The sequence below is a fragment of the Dactylosporangium sp. NPDC000521 genome, assembly GCF_042898305.1.
Taxonomy (GTDB): domain Bacteria; phylum Actinomycetota; class Actinomycetes; order Mycobacteriales; family Micromonosporaceae; genus Dactylosporangium.
The window spans coordinates 86,067-104,729 of sequence record NZ_JBIAYW010000029.1 but is presented as its reverse complement, the minus strand read 5'-3'; the positions used below and the strand labels follow the sequence as shown (position 1 = coordinate 104,729).

Sequence of the window (18,663 nt, the reverse complement as noted above, 5' to 3'; positions counted from 1 at the left end):
TCGCCCCATTGGTAGAGGTACGGTGCGGCCTGCATCCCGGACGGGGTGGTGGTGCCGCCGGTCGTGGTGGCGGTGACGCTGTTGGACGCCGCGGACTCCCCGGCGTTGTTGTAGGCCTTCACGGTGTACGTGTGGGTGGAGCCGGCGGTCAGCCCGGACACGGTGGTGGAGGTGCCGGTGACGGTCGCGCGGACGGTGCTGCCCTCGTAGACGCGGTAGCCGGTGACGGTCCCGGTCGAGGCGTTCCAGGCGAGGGTGAAGCTGGTGTTGGTGGTCGCGGTGACCCGGAAGTTACCCGGCGCGGACGGCGTCCCGGCCGGCGTGGTCGGCGGGGGTGTGGTCGGGCCGCCGCCCCCGGTGCACGTGCCGAGATCCTTCCACAGCGACGGCGTGGTGGACGGGGTCCAGCCGGTCCCGGGATAGGCGGTGTGCGTCTGCAGCGCCTGGTAGGTGTGGCCCTGGTACGTGACCTGGGTGCCCACCGTGTAGGTGTTGCCCTCTGCCCAGACCGGGGCGGTGCAGGCGGCCTGGACGGCGGCGCTGCCGGCCTGTGCCTGGATCGTGGGCACGAGCACCATAGCCGTCATGACGGTGACGGCCACGCCCGCTGCCAGTGCGAACTTCCGACGTCGAGATCTCATTGGACTCCTCGTCATCGATGGACCGATGGGTCGGTGGGTCGATGGCGAGGAAACTATCAGTTAACACTGTTAATTGTAAGAGTCGGAAGCCTTTCTGGCTTTCCCGGTGGCCCGTCCGTGGGTCAGGTGGGTGACAAGCCGGCGTCGGCGAAGATGTGCCGGGCCAGGGCGGAGCCGAGAAACGCCACGAACGCGTCGGCGCCGACCGTGTTGGGGCCGGTCGAGACCTTGATGGCGGTGTACTGGTCGGCGATGAGCAGTGCCTGGGAGAAGTCGAGGGCGCGCAGGTCGTTGCCGGACGCGACGACGTCGGTGCGGTAGACCAGCGCGGCGTCGGCGGCCCCCGTGCGGACCCGGGTCAGCGCGGCGGCCGGGTCGGGCTCGACGGCAACGGGGCGCACGTCGACGGCGGCGGCGGTGAGCGCGGCGCGGCTCACCCGGCCGCACGGCGTGGTCTCGGCGCACAATGCCACCCGCCTGCCGGGAAGGTCGGCGACGCCGGCGATCCCGGTGCTCGACGGGACGGCGATGACGATCGGGTCGCGGGCGACGACACTGGGCGTGCCGCGGGCGTGTGCGGCCGTGACCTGGGTGGTGGCGACCGCGTCCGCGGACACGAACACGTCGACCGGTGCGCCGGCGAGGATGTGCCCGGCGTGGTCGGAGCCGCGGCCGTACTCCACCGCGACCCGGACACCCGGGAACGCCTCCTCGAACTTCGGCACGAGCTGGGTCAGCGTGGCGCGCAATTCGTCGGCGGCGTGCACGACGATGGTCCCGCTCGGCCCGCCGGACCCGACGGGCCCGCCGGCGGCGTGCTGGTGGTCGTGGCCGGCGGAGCTCGCCGCCGCGACAGGTGCCGGCCCGGGATCGGCCGCTGGGCCGGAACACGCCGCCAGGCCGAGACCGACGACAACCGCAGCCACCGCAACGACGGCCACGACGTTCTGGCTGCGCAAGTTCATCGGCGCGGCTCCGCTCGAATGGGTGCTCGGAACCGTCCGGCCCGGGATGCCCGGGCCGGACGGCCTGTTCGTGATCAGTAGGTCTGCCGGATCAGCAGGCGCCGTTGTCCTGCCAGGCGCCCCACTCACCGGTGGTGCCCGGCTCCTCGCCCTGGGTCCACCAGCGCGCGGTGTACTTGCGGCTCTTGTGCGAGACGGTCATGCCCCCGGTGTAGACGGCCGAGGCGCTCCACGCCGCGCCGCAGTTGCCGGTCGGCGGCGGCGGGGTGGTGGTGCCACCGCCACCGGTGCCACCCACGTTGACGTCGACGCAGGCGTAGAACGCCATCGCCGTGTCGTAGATGTTCCAGACGGCGAGGATCTTGTGCCGACCGCTGGGCAGCCCGGTGACGTTGTGGTTGACGATCTGCGGCGGCTGCGCGTTGCCGTTGGTGAACGTCTGGTGCAGGTTGCCGTCCACGTAGTACTGCCAGTTCAGCGTGCGGTGCATGGCGGTGTTGCGCCACGTGAACGTCTGCGAGCTGCTGATGTTCGTGACGCGCCAGCCCTTGTTGTCCTGGTCGAGCACCGTGTAGCTGCTGCCGCCGCTGCAGTTGCGGGAGCCTTTCGGAGCCTCGACGCTCTGCGGCTCGTACTGGATGGAGCCGCAGTTCGCCACGACACCGGTGGCGCACTGGTCCTGACGGCTCGGTGGACTCGTGACCCAGCCGTGAGCGCTGGCCGGCGAGGCCGAGAAGATCACGGTGAGCAGCGGGGCGGTGAGGAGGGCGGCCGCCAGGACCGCCAGTCTTCTTCGGAGGGTCATGTTGCTCCTTCGGCAGACGTGTCATCTGTTGACGACCGGTCCGCCCACCGGCGTCGACCTTCCCATCAGGGAACGTCAATCAGTAAGGTTTGTCAACAGTTAGGACGCCGCCGCGGGTCCGCGATCGCTCTGCCCAGCATGTGACCGTCGCGGTCACAGCTCTACTTGGCGACAGTCAGGCAACCGTTCATGGATGTCCGGCACGGGGGTTTCCGTCCCCAGGGTGAGACGCGCCGGTGCCGGTGTTGCCGGGGCCGAGGATGGGCGCGAGCCGGTCGAGGATGGAGGCCAGTTCCTGACGGGCTGCGTCATCGGTGGCATCGACCTGGGTGCGCAAGCCGGAGAATTGGCGGATCGCCCACTGCGCGAGGGTGGCCAGCCGCGCCAGTTCCTCCCGGTCGGGGCTGTAGCTGGTGCCCGACGTGGCGCGATAGTCGCGTGCGGCCTGCTCGGCTGCGGCGTGCGCGGCTCGGATGATCTCGTTGGCCTGCTGCCGGGACTGCGCCACGACGTGCGCAGCGTTGGTCTGGGCGGCAGCGACGATCTCGTCGACGTACTGCTGGGCCTGGATGCGCTCGGAGATGAGGGCTTCGTCCAGGCCGGCGGGAGCGTTGTCGGGCAGTTGGCCGTGGCGGCGTGCGTACACCTCCCGCTGGAGTCGTTCCACCTCGTTCAGCAAGGTGCTGATCTGCCCGTCGCGGGCGGCGGTCTCCTCGGCCACCCGCTGGAGCAGCGCATTGACCTCCGCGGGGTCGTAGCCCTTGCGGAAGCCGATCTGGCGCAGGCGTACGTTGCGGATCTCATGAGGCGAGAGCGGCCTACGCCGGGCGTTGGGTTCTGAGCTCATGGTCGGGTCACCTCCTCGAAAACCCGCTCCGGCGTCAGTGCGGCACGCAGCGGCGCATAGGTTTTGTCGTCGAACTGTTCCACGTGGACATTGGCCGAGGCGTAGCCCTCGTCGCGCAGCACCTGGCAGGTCCCGGCGACCATCGCCGGTGAACCGCATACGTAGATCTTGCGGTCGTGCCAGGAGCCGTTGCGCAGGGCGGCTTCGACCGCGGTGACCGGCGGTCCGGCGACGAAGTCGTCGGACAGGGCCGTGATGATCTGGACCCAGCGCAGATCGTCGGCGAGTTGGTTGAGGTCGGCCTGGTCGTACAGGTCCCACCGGCTCGCGGCGCCGACCACGAGGGTGACCTTGCGATCGTCCAGCCCGGCGGCCAACTGCTCGATGATGGCCTTCATGGGTGCGAGGCCGGTGCCACCCGCCAGCAACAACAGGTCGGGCCCGGGCCCGGCTGCCACGGTGAGGCGATTGCCGATGGGCGCCCCCAGGCGTAGCACGTCGCCTTCGCGGGACTGATACACCAGCGCAGGGGACAGCTGTCCAGCGGCCACGGCGCGGACATGGAAGTCGATCGTGCCATCCCGGCGGGGAGCATTGGCCGGTGTCATGTACCGCCACACCTTCGGGCGCAGGTGCGACTCCACGGCGAGGGACTGCCCGGCCCGGTAACGGATCTCGCCCTGCGGCCGCACGGTGAGCACAGCGATGTCACCGGCACGCCGTTCGTGGGACACGATCTCGGCATCCCACCAGGCCGGCTCGAACGGTTCGGCCGCCGCTGCGGCTTCGATCATCGCCTTCGACACGATGCCGTACGCCGCGGCCCAGTCCGCGGCCAACTGGTCGGTCCACGCGGGCCCCAGCCCGTGGGCCAAGGTGTGCAGCAGTGCCTGCCCGACAACGGGATAGTGCTGAGGCTGGACCTCGAACCGGCGGTGGTCGCGTCCCAACTGCTCCACGAAGGCGACCAGTGTGTCGGTGTCGTCGACATTGGACACGATGTGCCCGAGTGCGGTCAGCAGCCGATCGCGCTGGGCGCCCATGTAGGCGGGGAACATCGAACGCAGGCTGGGGTCGAGGCTGAACAGGGCGGCATAGAAGTAGGCAGCGGCCTGATCGCCCAGCGTCACGACCTGGGCCCAGCTCATCTTGAGCGCGGCGGTGTCCACTACTGCACGTCCTCCTCCGCACCGGCGACCACCGGCCGATGGACCGAGCGCAGGACGCCGTCTTCGGCCTGCAGGATGTCCATCGCGACGAACACCGAGGACGGATTCGCCTGCTGTGCTTCGGTGTCCAGCTGCCCCAGCAGGGCTGGTTCCTGCGTCATCGTCGAAATGGCCTTTCGTCGAGGGGAACCTGCCCATGGAGATCAGGGCTCTTCGCGGGCAGGCCGGTTTGACCGCCGAGAGCCTATAAGTCGCATATCCGATGGAGCGCCGGGCTTCCTGTGGACGCCGGATGGCCGAGTGCACTCCTCGCGCAACGACAATGTGCGGCTCCGGCGCCACCGCGTCCTCCTGGAGGCGCGCCCGTACCCTCGCGTCAGAGAACGTCGTCGATCGACTCGATGGCACGGAACTTTGCCGGCCCGAGCAACGGAGTGTGCAGATAGCGCCCTCGCCAGAGGACGGCCACGGGGGCCACCGTGGTGAACGACGCGGCGAGATCGCGGGCGCTGGAGATCCGCAGGCCGGCGTTGAGTTCCACCGCAGGTGTCGCCTGGCCCTCGGCAGTTCCTCGGAACCTCACCGTTGCCTCCGCGTCGGACGACGCTGATACGACGAGCAGGGCCGGGTGCCCGACCAGGACCTCCGTGACCACCACCCAGCGTGCCCCCCAGGACCGGCCGTTGCTGACGGCATGCAACATGCCCTCCTCGACGGCCGCCATGTCGGTGATCCGGTGCGGCTTCGCCGCCGCCACGTGGAGCACGAGCGCGCCGGATCGACTGAACTGGATCGAGAAGCTGGTCTCGCCGCTGCCCACGGCCGGCGCGCCGATCCGGCCGAGGAGCGAGCCGTCGACCACTGCGCCGTCGTGCGAGTGGTAGGTGAGAGTAGTCTCTGGGCCTACCTCGCTGTCGAAACCGATACCCAGCTCGGCCAGCGAGGTCTGTCGTCGCCAGCCGCCCTCCTCGATGACTCCGATGTCGCCGATTTGCATGGCCGTGCCCGGCGGCCAGACCGGAAGATGATGTCCGAGGCCGGTTCGGATCTCGTTCGACACCGTTTTGAGCAGGGCTTCGGTGGGCAGTCCGGCCGTCTCGGGTTCGAACAGCACCAGATCGAGGCCGCGGTGTTTGGCGCTGTACAGCGCTACGTCCGCCCGTCGCAGCAACTCCTGTACGTCCGCCGTATCACCGTTCACCGCGATGCCGGCCGCGGCGATGACGCTGCAGGTCCCGCCTTCGATCTGCACCGGACGGTCGAGCACCGCCAGCAACTCCCGTGCTCGCTGCACCGCCGCAACGGGCGGCACACCGGTCATCAGGACCGCGAACTCGTCCCCGCCGACCCGCATGACCCACTCCACGTCCGAGATCGACGCGGAGAGCCGCTGTGCGATGTCGCGCAGCACCTTGTCCCCGTTGTCGTGACCCAGTTGGTCGTTCACGAAACGGAAGCCGTTGAGGTCCAGCAGCATGACGGCCGCACGCCCGGGGCCGGAGGTGGCCAGCGCGGCGGCGCCGTGCTCCAGGAGCCAGGTGCGGTTGCGCAGTCCGGTGAGCGCGTCGAGGTGCTCGGGCGAGATCACGTCGGGGCCCAGCAGCGCCATCCATGCGAGCAGCGGTGACCGGTCCGCGCCGACATGCAGTGTGGCCGGTCGCAATGCCGCCCACGCGGCGCCGGATGCCGTGCCGGCGACGGCCGTGTGCAGGGCGTCGGAGACGACGACCGCGAGGTCGGCGGCGCTCGCGCCGCGCAGCGCCTGCCGGATCTCGGGCGCGTCGAGGACTGTCCGGTCGGCGAACAGGGCATCGTCCGTCAGGTACATCGCCGCGTGCAGTTGCAGCCGGCCCCCCGGCTGCGCGTTGTGGTTCGCCGCGGCGAGTCCGCTGGCGAGCGCGGTGAGCAACCCTGCGGCGCCGCCGGCGGTCGTGCGAAGCGTCAGGTCGCGCCCCTGGTCGCCGGTGATCCGCTCGATGTCGTACTCGCTCACGATCCGCTCGACGAAGGTGCGTTGCAGGCGTGCCTCCAGCTGCGTACGGTGATCGTCCTGCGCGATCCGCAGGTCCATCACCACGACGCGGGCGGAACCGGCGTCGGGTTCGTCCGGACCGGGCCGTTCGTCGCCGGGTGCGGAGGTGTCACCCGGCGTTCGCGACCGTACGATGGTCATCGATCCGGCCCCGGACGACTGGAACCTCGGTTTCGACTGGATGCCGGCTCGGGCCATTTCACGGTAGACGTATTCGTAGACGTCGCGGATGGTGATGACGCCATCGCCGTCGGCGTCCGCATCGCCCGTGGAGAGGCCCTTGACGACCGCCGCGGTGAAGGCTGACATCCCCGGTCTGCCGTCCTCGCCGACCGTCTCCCAGGCGTACTGCGTGCCCTGCGTCGCGGTGAGGATGGCTCGTCTGACATCCGACGCGAGGGCGCTTCTGCCGTCCGGGGCCGCGTCGCGCTTGTCCGTCATCGAGCCGCTGAAGCAGGTGTCGATGAGCACCACCTGCTGCCGTGCCCGGGAGTGGTCGAGCAGGTCCATGATCCATTGCGCGTCGATGGCGGTCGCCAGCAGCCTACTGCGATGGGTGTCGGTCGCTGCGAGGTACAGGCGATCTCGCGGATCCAGCATCCCGTGACCGGTGACATACACCAGGACCTGGTCGTCGGGCCCGCAGCCGGTGAGGACGTCGTCGAGGGTCCGCCTGATCGTCCGTTCGTCGCTGTCGTGGAGGACGGTGACGTCGTAGTTGCCGATGGACGGGCTTCGCAGCACCTCGGCGATGGCGGCGACATCGGCGGCCGCGCCAGGCAGCGGCGGCAGCCCCGGGTCGGCGTACGTGGACGTGCCGATGACGACGGCGAACCGGCGGCCGGTGGAGACCGGCCGCAGCGGGAGTTGCTGTCCGGCGCCGACGCCGGCCCAGCGGTCGCGGGCGGTCTGCCCGGTCCAGGAGGCGGCGATCCGCGACACCGACCGTTCAACGTGGTCGATGAGCGGGATGACGAACGGCACCCCGCCGGGGGCCAGGCCGTGACTCATGGAGCGCACCGTGTCGACGTACTGTCCGGGGTCGATGCGCGAATCGGCAGGATCGTCGAGGGTCGTTTCGAGCTCGATCTCGAATCGGTCGAGCGACTCCCAGGACGTCGCCGACACCAGCACCCGGATGCTCGACGTCGGTCCTGACCGGCGGATCTCCTCCACGAGCGGGAGGAGATCCGGGACGTCGTTCACGACCAGCACCGTGCTCGGCCCGCTCGGCAGCCGCCGGGCCTGCATGGCCCGCCGCACCCGGGCGATCAGGTCGGCGTCGGGCCGGGGAGCGTACTGCGCGACGTGCGGCAGCCCGGCGAGGTCGCCCAGGGGGTCGGCCGGGCCGACGATGAAGAACTCGAGCTGGTCGGGGCTCCGGCGTTGGGCGAGCGACAGGACCAGCGACAACAGGATGGTGCTCTTGCCCGAGTAGGTCCGGCCGACGACCGCGACATTGCCGGCGTCGAGGTCGACCGCGAACGGCTCGTGGTCTCTGTGGCTTGCCTCGTCGATGCCGCCGGCGACGCCGAGTGCCCGGCCGTCGGCCGGCAGCCGGGCGAGGAGCTCGTCCAGGGTCGGTCGATTGGCACGTGCCGGCACCCAGATCGGCGCCTGCCGGTCCGGATGGCGCGCGACCACCCGATCGATCAGCATGTCGGCGACCGTCCGGCGTTCGTCGTACGCCACGGCCGTTGTCGCGGGCAGCATCTGCACTGGCATTGGGCGCTCGCGCGTCTCGATGAGTACGTCGGCCAACGGTGGCGGGTTGTCGAGCGTTACCGCGAGCGTGGTGACTTCTTCGTCCGAGTCGTCGGCGGCGTGGGAGTGCAGGCTCGCCGCCTTGACGGCGTCGCTGCCGATGGCGAGCGTGACGCACTTCGGCTTCGGTGCAGGGCTACCGGCGCGATCGCGGATCGCCCGGTGCAGGCGGCGCCGGTCCTCCAGCCGGCTCAGGTCCGTGACGGCCGCGACGACGTGGGGCAGCACATGCAGGTCGTCGAATACCCGGTCACCTGTAGTGTCGAGCAGGACCAGGTTGACCTCGCTGGGGCGGTACGTGCAGGCGAACGCGAGCGCGATACTGCGGAGCATGTCCGCCCGGGCGTGCTTGGTGGAGCCCGCCACCGTCCCCACAAGCTGGTCGGTGACCAGCGCCAGGTACAGGGGCCTGCCTTCATGGATGCCGACTGGCACTGCCATCATCTGTGGTTGCGCGAGGGATTGGTCCAGCAAGAGGTGCAGCGGAACCGGCCGGTCCGTCTCTGCCGTCGAAGCGTCCACCGGTTCGACCCGGGCCAGCAGCCGCAGCAGCGGTGCCGCGGCGTCGTCCGCGAGGTCGAGCAGCGCCACCCGGATCGGTGCGACGTCCGCGCCGGGCAGCAGCGCCAGCTCGCCGAGCAGCGGCAGCACGCCGGTGTCGCCGGCGCGCAGGCGGGTGAGGGCGGCCTCGATCTCGTCGGCGACCCGGAGCGCGGGGTCCGGTTGTGCGGCCAGGCGACCGCGCATCGCCACGAACCAGTCCGGCGACAGTTGCACGGGGGCCGACGTCCCGTCGCCGGCCTCGTCGAGCCACCGGGACGCCGCGGGCGGGTCGATGATGCTCAGCGCGGTCAGCTGCTGGGCGTGCAGGAGCAGCGGCTGCCCGCCCCACACGCCGGGGCGGTCGCAGTACCGCTCCAGCAGCAGCGCCACCTGGACGGCGCGCTCCACCCCGTACCGGGTGCCCAGGCTCACCAGCAGGTGGCGGCGCAGGTCCGGCTCGATCTCGTACAGGTCGCCGCCGAGTTCACGGAACAGCGGCGAGCCCAGCAGGTCCGCCTCGACCGTCCACGGCAGCTCGTCCGGCGGGTCGAGGAAGAAGTTGATGCGCAGGAGGTTGAGCAGCGTCGGGTCGACGGCGACCGGCACCGCGGCGTGGCAGGCGAGGTCGAGCGCGCCGGGCGGCAGGGCCGAGCGGGCCTCGGCAAGGCGGGCGGCCGCGGCCGACGCGGCGGCGAGCGCGGTCACAGCGGGCGTTCCAACGTCGCCGGCCGGCCGCGGAGGACGTCGACGGCGGCGTACATGCCGTCCCGGTCGAGCGGGAACATGGGCACGTGCCGGGCCAGCTGGCCGGCCGTCGTGCCGGCCCAGCGTCCGCGGGCGAGCGGGTTCAGCCACGCGAGGTGGGCCCGGCGGGCGGCGACGGCGAGCGCGAAGGCGACCGCGTCGTACAGGCGGGTGATGGCGAACGAGCCGCGCATCGCACCGGCGTCGCTGATGACGACGACGGCCGAACCGGGGGTCGTGTCGGCCAGGAGCGCCGGCACTGGCCGCGGACCGGTGAGGTCGGGGTTGCTGTACACGCGGCCGCCGGGCAGCGGCGCGATGCGGTCCAGCACCGGGTCGAGCTCGGCGCCGAGCGGATCGGGCAGGTCGGCCAGCGGGCTGCGGTCGGGGCTGCGGCCGGGGGAGTTGTGGAAGTAGGCGACGGTGATCTCGTCGAGGCGGGCGGCGCGCACGATCGCCTGCAGGACGTGCTCGACGAGGCCGTGGAACGGGGTCATGGACCCGTTGAGGTCGACGAGCAGCAGCAGCCGGGCGGCGTTGATGCGGCGCGGGGCGAGCACGGGCGGCATGGCCACGCCGGTCGACGCGTAGCGCACGACGGTGGCGTCGACGTCGAGCTCCGCCGGCGGACCCTGGCGGACCGGCAGCCGCAGCCGGCGCCACACCTGGGCGACCTCCCGCTGCGACAGCGGGTACTGCGGCTGCAGCATCAGGAACGGCGCGGACCGGCCGGAGCGTGGCGGGCCGGGTCCGTCGCCGAGGCGGGCGGGTGCGGCGATGGTCAGCGCTTCCGGCACCTCGGCGTCGGCGGCGGGTGCGGGCATCTCGGGTGCGGGGCCGGGCGCGGGGGAGGCGACGGGCGGCCGGTCCGGCAGCGGTGCGGTGCCACCCTCCACCGGCCAGTCAGGCACATCCACGAGGTGCAGGGTCGACACGATGAGTTCGGCGTCGCGGCGGGACTTGGCCCACAGCGTGACGCACAGCGCGCGCAGCTCGTCGGGGGAGCCGAGACCGTGACCGGTGCTGAGCACGGTGCGCAGCGCCGCGCAGTCGTCCACGCCGATCGGCAGCCCACGGCGGCGCAACCGGATCACGAGGTCGTGGAGGAACGCCGGCATCGGCGGGCTCATGGTGTGCTCAACCGCTTGCGGGCCCGGTCCTGGTCGGCGCGCTGCTTCACCAGCGCGCCGATCTTCGGCAGCGTGGTGAGGCTCTGCGGGTCGACGTCGTCGCTCTGCAGGCAGCGGGCCCAGTCCAGCAGCTCGCTGAGGCCCGGTTTGCGGGCCAGGTCGACGCCGCGCAGGCGCTGCAGGACGCCGATGGCGCCGCCGCGCAGGGCGGCGTCGGCGATGCCGTGCATGTCGAGGATCGCGTCGAGGTCGTCTGGGTGCTCCGGGAACTCGACGTAGTGGAACGCGCATCGGCGCAGGAACGCGCCCGGCAGCTGCTTCTCCTCGTTGTTCGTCACGATGATGATCGGCCGCAGGTCGGGGCGGTCCGGCGGCACCTCGTACCGCAGGCCGGGGACCTCGTCGATGTCGAAGCGCAGCTCGTCGAGCTCCCGCAGCAGGTCATTGGGGAAGTCGAGGTCGGCCTTGTCGATCTCGTCGATGAGGACCACCGACCGGCGGCCGTGACGGGCCCGGGCGATGGCCCTGCCGAGCGGGCCGAGCCGGACGTAGCTGCGGTCGTCGGGCAGCGTCTTGGTCCACGGCCGGTGCAGCTGGGCGTCGGACAGGCGGCGCACCGCGTCGAACGTGTACAGCAGATCCCGGCCGCGGCTGGTGGACTTGATGTGCGCCTGTTCCAGCGGCAGCCCGAGCCGGTACGCGACGGCGTGCGCGAGGCGGGTCTTGCCGACGCCGGGGTCGCCCTGGACGAGCAGCGGCCGGCCGAGGGTGATCGCGACGTTGACCGCGTCGCACAGGTCGGCGGTGAGCAGGTACGGCTCGGCCGGCACGGTCCGCAGCCGCGGCCTGCCGAGCGTGCCGGGCGCCGCCTCGACGTCCTCGATCGGCCGCTGTGCCGGCACGTCATCGTCCAGGTCCAGTCGCATCGACGTGTCGACGCCCCGGCTGACGTTCACGTCATGCCTCCTTCACCAATTCGCCCTGCAACCATGCGCTGAACTGTGCGGGGTCCTCACATCTGCGGGCCGCGTTGATGCTGCTGCGCAGCGCCCCGTACGTGAGCGGGATGCTGAACCCGTCGCGCAACTCGGCGCGTTTCTGCACGTAGCCGCTCCAGGGACGGGCCAGATCGGCCGGCCAGCCGAGGCCGGCGAGCACGTCACGGGCCCACTTCGCCACGTCGAGCCGGGTGAACACGGGCCGGCCCAGATCGAAGACCCCGCACGGCGGGGGAGCATCGGTCGCGGTGACGAACAGCAGCACGAACCAGCGTTCGATCGGTCCGCAGCCGTCCCGGACACCCTGCCAGAAGCCGTCGACGGCGGCGGGCGTCGCGTCGTTGACGAGGACCTGGCAGACGATGCCGGTCTCGTCCAGCTCCGGCAGGTGCTGCAGGATCTGCTTCACCTTGTGGTCCGGGTCCGCGATGACGGCGCCGAGGCTGACGTCGTCCTTCTCCTCGAGATCGCCGAGGCAGTGCGGCAGCCACGCGCACAGCCGCTTCGCCGCCGCGTTCTCCTCGGCGGTCACCCACATGCCGAGCAGCCCGGCCTGCTGGTTGTCGAGCAGGTCGTGGATCGCGTTCTTCGCGTGGTCGAGGTCGAAGTAGGCGTCGTTCTGGTGGCGCACCTTCGCCGGCACGGCCCGCGCCGCCGCAAGCCCGAGCCCGTACGCCTCAGCGTAGGCCGCGACCTGCCGGTTCCCCGGCCGGCAGTCGATCAGCCGGCGGGTCAGCAGGTCGTCCCACCCCTCGGCCACGGCCTGCTCGACCAGCCGGAACGCGGTGTCGTGCAGCGGCCCGTCGCCGGCGATCACGGCCAGGTTCCGGTCGAGCTCGATGCGGACGAAGACGGCGAGCTGCTGGTTGCTCGGGTAGGCGCTCGTGAGGGCGTTGATCAGCAGGCGCATGCGGGTGCCGTCCACGGTGCCCGCCCTCAGAAGACCGTGAGACCCGGTGGCAGCGCCTGCCGGATCGCGGTGATCGGGACGGCGCGGTTGTGCGTCGGCAGGTGCCCGCGGCGCTTGTCCGGGTCGCCGCCCTGGTGCATCGCGACCACCGCGAGGGAGATGTCGAACACGGGGGCACCCGACGAGCCGTGCGCGGTGTTGACCATGTGCCGCAGCCGGGTGCCGTTGCCGTTGTAGTCGATGGTGTGCCCGAACGCCATGCTCAGCGGCTCGCCGTCGAGGTGCTGCAGCATCACCAGGTCGTCGTAGGCGGCGAGCGCGTCCTGCCGCACCGCCCGCAGCCAGCCGCCCGGTGTCCCGGCGGTGCGCAGGACGGCGAAGTCCAGCTCGCCGGCGGCGGGCAGGCGGTCGCCGGGATCCTCCAGCGTGTCCACCGGGCTCGGCGGCGCGGCGGCCGCGAGCCAGTCGTCGTGCAGCGGGAACGTCGCTCCCGCGTCGTCGCGGCGATGGTTGAACTGCAACCGGATCGCCGACGGTGTGGTCCCGTCCAGGACGTGGTGCGCGGTCAGGCACAGGTCCGGGCCGATGAGGAACCCGGTGCCGAGCGGGCGCAGACCGGCGGGCGTTTCGGCCGCGACCCGGCACACCAGGCCCTGCGCCGCCGCGAGCCGGGCGCGCCAGGTGTCGGGGTCGAGCTCCGGCGCGCGTGGGCGGACGGTCCGCTCGAAGACGTCGGCGGTCTCCGGCGGCAGGGCGACGTCCGCCCGCCACCCGGTGTCCGCGGCCCACGCCCGCACCCGCGGGTTGCCGGGGCGGTCGGCGAGGACCGCGTCGATGAGGTCCGGCAACCAGCCCTCGGACTCGCCGGCGGTGATCACGGCGAAGACGACCTCGCTCATGCCGACGTTGCCGACCAGGTCGGACAGCCGCCGGTCCAGGTCGAACCGCAGCACCTGCTCCAACCCGGCCCGGGCCGGATACGCGTGCAGCAGCGCCTCGGCGAGCTTCCGCAGCTGCCGGCCGCTCAACGCACGAGAGATGCCGCACCACCTTCGATCGAGCACCGCAACGACTGTCACTGTACGACAACGCACCGTGCCGCAACTCCTCCGCTCCGCCCACCCGGAGGTTCGGTCGAACGGCCAGGGTGGCGCAGTGGCAGGCTGGCGATAATGTCGCGATGACGTCGATGCGGCACGCGCGGGAACGGATCACGGTCACCGATCAGCAGCTGGCCGGCTGGACCGGCAGCAGGTCACGCACGGAGCTGTTGTTGTCCGGCGCCTGCCCCGCGTGCCATGAGCCGACGTTCATGAACCTGCCGCTGACCAGCACCTCGCTGGAGAGCGCACCCGGCCTGCCCGCCCCGACGACGCTGACCGCCTCCGTGCCGTGCGCCTGCCACGGCGAGCACCCGGACCGGCCGGAGGGCGTCGCGGAAGGCTGCGGTCGTACCTGGACGATCACCGCGACGTTCGTCTCCGGCACCCAGGTCGATGTCGGCGCCGCGAACGACCCCTACCTGACCGAGGCGGCCGAGGCGCTGCGAATGGAAACGGCCGGCCGGCTGCAGTCGGTCCGCACCGCCGCGGACCGGTGGACAGCCGCCGTGGTCACCCTCATCGGGCTGGTCGGCATCGTCCTACCGGCCCTGGGCCGCGACGACATCCGCTCGCTCGCGCCGTGGGCCCAGGCCCTCGTCGGCGCGTCACTGCTGGCCGCGCTCGCCGCCGCCGCGGTCGCCGTCGTCAACGGGTACTCGGCCGCCCACGGCCTGCCGGTCACCCGTCCGGTCGCAGACGACGAAGACCTCCGCGAGTGGTACGTCGCCCACCGCTCACGCGCATCGGCCGCCGCCGGACGCCTGCGCCGGGCGATCGTCGCCGCGGGTGTCACCATCGCCGCCCTGGCAGCGGCCGTGGGTGCGACGACATTCGCCCCGGCCGCTCCACCGGAGTCGACCCCGGTGCAGGTCACCCGCCCGGACGGGGCCACCGTGTGCGGCGTCCTGCTGTCCTCCACAGCCGATCAGGCGCTGCGGATCCGGCGCGCCGGCAGCGGCGACATCGAAACCCTGCCGACGTCCGACCTCGTCCGCCTGAAGCCGGTCAAGACCTGCTGACGCCCCGTTGGGCGCGTCGATTGGCAGGTCCAGCCCGGTCGCAGCGCTGTCGGTCCGGCAGGGTCATGCCGTCGTGAAGGCGCTGGTGGGCAGCAGGCTGGCGCAGCGACTCTCCGGCGGACTCCCGGACGGCTCGGAGCAGTGCCGCAGGATGGTGGGCACAGGGAGCTTGCGTGGGCCGGACCGTGCGGCGATGACCAGCACCGCCACGATGACCGCCGCGATGACCGCCAGGACAACGCCGGCGATGAGCCATCGCGCCGCCGATCGTCGCGCATTGACGGCCATGCGTACAAACTAGCGCGCCTTCTGCGTGTCAAGCGAACGAGCAGCCTGGCGGCTGCGACGGTCTTGACTTTTGTGTCGTGCTGATTAACGCTATATATCAAGTCAGATCTGAATATCTATTCACGTCGCGCGCGTGGCACTGAAGTCCGATGGCCGTCCCGGGGGACACCCTCCCTGGGATTCGAGGAGGATCTGTTGCGAATACTTCCTGGTCCGACCGCAGGGCGCGGCACGCGCCGGCACGCAGTGCGCACCATGACGGCAGCCTTGCTGGCGGGAATCATGATCGCGACCAACGGCGCATCCGCGTTCGCCGGCGACTCTGCCAGCCAGTCCGGCGGCGAGGGCGGCAAGCCCCGCGTCATCCTCATGCACGACCCGGAGCTCGACGACCAGAACACGCTCGTGCGCTATCTGATGTACAGCAACGAGTTCGACACCGAGGGGCTCGTCTACTCCAGCAGCGGCGTGCACTGGGCCGGCGACGGCAAGGGCACGCTGTGGTACGTGGCGGGCCGCGAGTACACCCGGTTCGGGCTGAACATCTGCCCGTGCACGTCGTGGCGCTGGAAGCAGGGCGAGCGGTTCATCGACGACGCGGTCGACATCTACGCACAGGTCTACCCCAACCTGCGCAAGCACGCCGGCGGCTACCCCTCGCCGAAGGAGCTGCAGTCGAAGATCTACACCGGGAACATCGAGTTCGACGGTGACATCTCCAAGGACTCGCCGGGCTCGGACCTGGTCAAGAAGAGCCTGCTCGACAACCGTCCCGGCCCCGTGTACCTGCTCACCGGCGCCGGCCAGAGCACGATCGCCAGGGCGCTGAAGTCCATCAAGGACCAGTACGAGAACACGCCGCAGTGGGCGCAGATCTCCAAGAAGGTGTCGCAGAAGGCCATCATCCAGTCGTTCGGCGACCAGGACGGCACCTACGCCAGCTACATCGGCAAGAACTGGCCCGACATCGAATTCCGTCAGATGTCAACCAGCATCTGGGGCTACGGTGCCCGCAACGCCGTGCTTCCCCAGGACGCGAAGTACCTGTCCGCCGAATGGACGAAGGCGAATGTGTCCGACGTCGGGCCGTTCGGCGAGTTCTACCGGGTCTGGGGCGATGGCAAGCAGATGGTCCCCGGTGACATCTTCGACCACTTCGGCTTCTCCGGGCTCACCACCGCACAGCTCAAGGCGATGGGGTACGTCGTCTGGACACCCCCGCAGGCAAAGGGCTCCTGGATCTCCGAGGGCGACACCTCGATCTTCATGAACCTCGTCGACAACGGCCTGCGTGGATACGTCGATGCCAGCTACGGCGGCTGGGGCGGGCGCAAGGGGACCGACACCGATCCCAACGGCGTCTCGTCGAGCAACTACGCCGCCAGCCGCTGGTTCGGCACGGCGCAGCAGGACTTCGCCGCCAGGTTGCAGTGGACCGTGGCCTCGCGCTATTCGGAGGCCAACCACGAGCCGACGGCCAAGGTCGCCGGCCAGGTGGACCGCACCGTCTCGCCCGGCCAGACGATCACGCTCACCGGCCTCACCGGCGACCCGGACCGGGACCAGGTGACCAGCAGCTGGTGGCAGTACAGGGACGCGGACACCTACCCGGGAACCGTCACGATCAACCAGGTCCCCGGCGGACAGCAGCAGAACGTCGTGAAGATCCGTGTCCCGGACGATGCCGCACCCGGTCAGACGATCCACCTCATCCTCCAGGTGACGGACAACGGATCGCCGGCGCTGACCTCGTACCAGCGCGTCGTGCTCACCGTCAGCAACTGACCCACCAGCGATCCCGCTACCCGTAAGGACTCGACAGCGGCCTGGCACGACGGCCCGGAAGGTTGCGCCTCATTCGCAACCGGCCGTCGTGCCAGGCCGCCCCGGGATGGACGACGGACACGTCGAGGCCGGCGAGGAACCGCATGCTTCGCCGGTACTTCGAACGCGTGCTCAGACCGCTCGGACTTCGGCGAGCCGCCGGACTGAGTACTCGTCGTCCCAGCAGACAGCGGCCTCCCACGCGGCCGACGCTTGCGCGGCGATGTCGTGCGCACCGTCGTCGAGGCCGCCGGCGTTGCCGGGCAGCACGAGGTCGAGGTCGGGGACGTCGACGTGCGCCTCGTCCCAGTCGATCAGCCCGACGTGGTTCGCGGTCATGCGGACGTTGCCAGGATTGTTGGGGTTGCCGTGCACGACGCAGGTCTGACGTCCGGCGAGCCGCGCCCACGCTGCCCGGCATCGAGCAACGCCCTCAGCGGGCATCGCACCGAGGTCGATCCTCGTCCCGGTCTCGGCGTGCAGGAGGTCGGTCGACGACCGCCAACCTGGGCGCTGCGGCCAGCCCCGCGTCAACCTATGCAGCTCGCGGAGCGCGCCGGCCACGCGACGCCAGTCGGCCGGCGTCTCGGGCGGTCCGCCCTCCAGGTAGGTCATCACCACCAGACCATCGGCGAACAGCCGGCCGTCCATGGCCGGGATCGGCACCGGCACGGTCAGACCGTTACGGTCGAGGTGTTGGAGAAGCCCGGTCTCCCACGCGAGATCAGCGTCGCTCCTGGTGCCGAGACGACCGACCGCGAGGCGCCCGTCGACGCGCACGCTCCAAACGTCGTTGGCGACTCCGCCGGCGAGCGGCTCGATGCGAGCGACGTCTTCACCCCACTGCCCGAGTGTCTCCCACCCCATCCGCCACACCTTACGGGCCAGGCCCGCGTTACGCCGCACGCACCACAGGGGCTGGGTCACTGGTACGTGAGCAGCTCCTGCAGTTCCGGAAGCCGGCCGAACAGGACGGGGAGGCCGCGCACGCCGTTGCGCGCGGACTCGTGCGACAGCGCCAGGTCAGGGCCGGTGCTCGCCTCGACACCGGCGAGGCAGCGCAGGATGTTCCACCTCGTGTGCCCCAGCCAGCCGCCGATCATGAACACGAACCAACTCGGACCCCAGGGCGGCAGCGCTCCGCCCGCTGCGACGTAGCCGTCGAGGACCGAGCGGAAGATGGCGGGCTCGATGTCGTCGAAGCCAGGTCCCTTCGCGAGGCTCAGCGCGGTCGAGCCGAGTTCACCGGACACGTCGAGCATCCCTGAGAGCTCCCAGTCGAGCACCACCGGCCGGCCCTCTCGAGCGAGCAGGTTCCACGGCTGGATGTCCCGGTGGGTCAGCACGGCGGGGCCCGGTCGCTCGCAGGTGTCGACGAACTGGGCGATCGCGAGGAACGTCCCGACCTGGGAGGTGAGCTCGCCGGCCCACGGCTGTCCGGTCGCCACTGCCCGCTCGGCGAGCTCGGGCCAGTCCCACGGCGTCGGCTCCTCGGCCGAGACGTCGGTCCACGCGACGTCGAGCGCGTGGATGCGAGCGAGGATCTCACCGATCTCGAACGCGTACTCCTCCGACACCGGTGCTTCGGGCACCTTCTCGCCCTCGACCCACCGGTGGACGAGCGTGTCGTGACTCGCCGAGATCGGCTCCGGCATCGGGATGCCGGCGGCGAAGGCCGCCCGCTCGAACCTGAACACGTGCTCGAGGTGGTACGTCGAGCGGCGGTCGAGGAGGTTCAACTCCTTCACCGCGAACGACCCTTGGTCGGTGTCGAGCCGGTACATCCGGTTGGCGAACCCGCCGTGGACACGGACCATCGGACCGAGCGGCGCGCCGAGATGTGCGAGGTCCACCCCGCGCAGTCTAGGGCTGGCAGTTCGT

At 70.9% G+C, this 18,663-nt stretch carries 16 protein-coding genes; 2 read left to right on the top strand and 14 right to left on the bottom strand.

The annotated features are described in order from the left end of the window. The 11 genes from ACFY3L_RS48645 to ACFY3L_RS48595 form a co-directional block, all read right to left on the bottom strand. Nucleotides 1–641: carbohydrate-binding protein (locus ACFY3L_RS48645; RefSeq protein ID WP_389340690.1), on the bottom strand; the 641-nt coding region annotated here is incomplete at its 3' end. 122 nt (nt 642–763) lie between these two features. Continuing rightward, a complete protein-coding gene (gene modA, locus ACFY3L_RS48640; RefSeq protein ID WP_389340688.1) occupies nt 764–1,606 on the bottom strand; it encodes a molybdate ABC transporter substrate-binding protein in 843 nt (280 codons plus the stop codon). A gap of 91 nt (nt 1,607–1,697) precedes the next feature. Beyond that, nucleotides 1,698–2,411 carry a lytic polysaccharide monooxygenase gene (locus ACFY3L_RS48635; RefSeq protein ID WP_389340686.1) on the bottom strand — a complete coding sequence of 238 codons (714 nt, stop codon included), beginning with the start codon at nt 2,409–2,411 and terminating at the stop codon, nt 1,698–1,700. Nucleotides 2,412–2,598: 187 nt separating this feature from the next. Then, complete coding sequence (locus tag ACFY3L_RS48630) at nt 2,599–3,258, bottom strand: DivIVA domain-containing protein (protein ID WP_389340684.1); 660 nt, start codon at nt 3,256–3,258, stop codon at nt 2,599–2,601. After that, nucleotides 3,255–4,427 carry a globin domain-containing protein gene (locus ACFY3L_RS48625; protein ID WP_389340682.1) on the bottom strand — a complete coding sequence of 391 codons (1,173 nt, stop codon included), beginning with the start codon at nt 4,425–4,427 and terminating at the stop codon, nt 3,255–3,257. Before ACFY3L_RS48625 ends, ACFY3L_RS48630 begins: the two co-directional genes overlap by 4 nt. After that, complete coding sequence (locus ACFY3L_RS48620) at nt 4,427–4,588, bottom strand: hypothetical protein (RefSeq protein ID WP_389340680.1); 162 nt, start codon at nt 4,586–4,588, stop codon at nt 4,427–4,429. Before ACFY3L_RS48620 ends, ACFY3L_RS48625 begins: the two co-directional genes overlap by 1 nt. Before the next feature lie 215 nt (nt 4,589–4,803). Continuing rightward, nucleotides 4,804–9,471 (bottom strand): diguanylate cyclase domain-containing protein, encoded by a 4,668-nt coding sequence (locus tag ACFY3L_RS48615; RefSeq protein WP_389340678.1) that lies wholly within the window; start codon nt 9,469–9,471, stop codon nt 4,804–4,806. Continuing rightward, nucleotides 9,468–10,628 carry a hypothetical protein gene (locus ACFY3L_RS48610; protein ID WP_389340676.1) on the bottom strand — a complete coding sequence of 387 codons (1,161 nt, stop codon included), beginning with the start codon at nt 10,626–10,628 and terminating at the stop codon, nt 9,468–9,470. The genes ACFY3L_RS48615 and ACFY3L_RS48610 overlap by 4 nt, the downstream gene beginning before the upstream one ends. An 8-nt stretch (nt 10,629–10,636) precedes the next feature. Continuing rightward, nucleotides 10,637–11,596 (bottom strand): AAA family ATPase, encoded by a 960-nt coding sequence (locus tag ACFY3L_RS48605; RefSeq protein ID WP_389340674.1) that lies wholly within the window; start codon nt 11,594–11,596, stop codon nt 10,637–10,639. Between the two features lies 1 nt (nt 11,597). Further along, nucleotides 11,598–12,563 carry an effector-associated domain EAD1-containing protein gene (locus tag ACFY3L_RS48600; protein WP_389340672.1) on the bottom strand — a complete coding sequence of 322 codons (966 nt, stop codon included), beginning with the start codon at nt 12,561–12,563 and terminating at the stop codon, nt 11,598–11,600. A gap of 11 nt (nt 12,564–12,574) precedes the next feature. Next, a complete protein-coding gene (locus ACFY3L_RS48595) occupies nt 12,575–13,612 on the bottom strand; it encodes an effector-associated domain EAD1-containing protein (RefSeq protein WP_389340670.1) in 1,038 nt (345 codons plus the stop codon). A 116-nt stretch (nt 13,613–13,728) separates the two neighbouring features. Here ACFY3L_RS48595 and ACFY3L_RS48590 point away from each other — a divergent pair, with 116 nt between their 5' ends. After that, nucleotides 13,729–14,670: a hypothetical protein gene (locus ACFY3L_RS48590; RefSeq protein WP_389340668.1), complete on the top strand. Its 942-nt coding sequence runs from the start codon at nt 13,729–13,731 to the stop codon at nt 14,668–14,670. 63 nt (nt 14,671–14,733) lie between these two features. Here the strand turns inward: ACFY3L_RS48590 and ACFY3L_RS48585 are convergent, their stop codons facing one another. After that, a complete protein-coding gene (locus ACFY3L_RS48585; RefSeq protein WP_389340666.1) occupies nt 14,734–14,958 on the bottom strand; it encodes a hypothetical protein in 225 nt (74 codons plus the stop codon). 255 nt (nt 14,959–15,213) lie between these two features. Here ACFY3L_RS48585 and ACFY3L_RS48580 point away from each other — a divergent pair, with 255 nt between their 5' ends. Then, complete coding sequence (locus ACFY3L_RS48580) at nt 15,214–16,743, top strand: nucleoside hydrolase-like domain-containing protein (protein ID WP_389340665.1); 1,530 nt, start codon at nt 15,214–15,216, stop codon at nt 16,741–16,743. 171 nt (nt 16,744–16,914) lie between these two features. Here ACFY3L_RS48580 and ACFY3L_RS48575 read toward each other — a convergent pair whose 3' ends face one another. Continuing rightward, nucleotides 16,915–17,649 (bottom strand): phosphotransferase enzyme family protein, encoded by a 735-nt coding sequence (locus ACFY3L_RS48575; RefSeq protein WP_389340663.1) that lies wholly within the window; start codon nt 17,647–17,649, stop codon nt 16,915–16,917. Between the two features lie 56 nt (nt 17,650–17,705). Further along, nucleotides 17,706–18,635, bottom strand: coding sequence for a phosphotransferase family protein (locus ACFY3L_RS48570; protein WP_389340661.1), 930 nt, complete (start codon nt 18,633–18,635; stop codon nt 17,706–17,708). Between the last annotated feature and the right edge of the window lie 28 nt (nt 18,636–18,663).

Bases quoted from the DNA above. Each gene is read 5' to 3' on its own strand.
- ACFY3L_RS48585 (WP_389340666.1), bottom strand. From the start codon at position 14,958: ATGGCCGTCAATGCGCGACGATCGGCGGCGCGATGGCTCATCGCCGGC.
- ACFY3L_RS48610 (WP_389340676.1), bottom strand. From the start codon at position 10,628: ATGCCGGCGTTCCTCCACGACCTCGTGATCCGGTTGCGCCGCCGTGGG.
- ACFY3L_RS48575 (WP_389340663.1), bottom strand. From the start codon at position 17,649: ATGGGGTGGGAGACACTCGGGCAGTGGGGTGAAGACGTCGCTCGCATC.
- ACFY3L_RS48620 (WP_389340680.1), bottom strand. From the start codon at position 4,588: ATGACGCAGGAACCAGCCCTGCTGGGGCAGCTGGACACCGAAGCACAG.
- ACFY3L_RS48590 (WP_389340668.1), top strand. From the start codon at position 13,729: ATGACGTCGATGCGGCACGCGCGGGAACGGATCACGGTCACCGATCAG.
- ACFY3L_RS48630 (WP_389340684.1), bottom strand. From the start codon at position 3,258: ATGAGCTCAGAACCCAACGCCCGGCGTAGGCCGCTCTCGCCTCATGAG.
- ACFY3L_RS48580 (WP_389340665.1), top strand. From the start codon at position 15,214: ATGACGGCAGCCTTGCTGGCGGGAATCATGATCGCGACCAACGGCGCA.
- modA (WP_389340688.1), bottom strand. From the start codon at position 1,606: ATGAACTTGCGCAGCCAGAACGTCGTGGCCGTCGTTGCGGTGGCTGCG.
- ACFY3L_RS48635 (WP_389340686.1), bottom strand. From the start codon at position 2,411: ATGACCCTCCGAAGAAGACTGGCGGTCCTGGCGGCCGCCCTCCTCACC.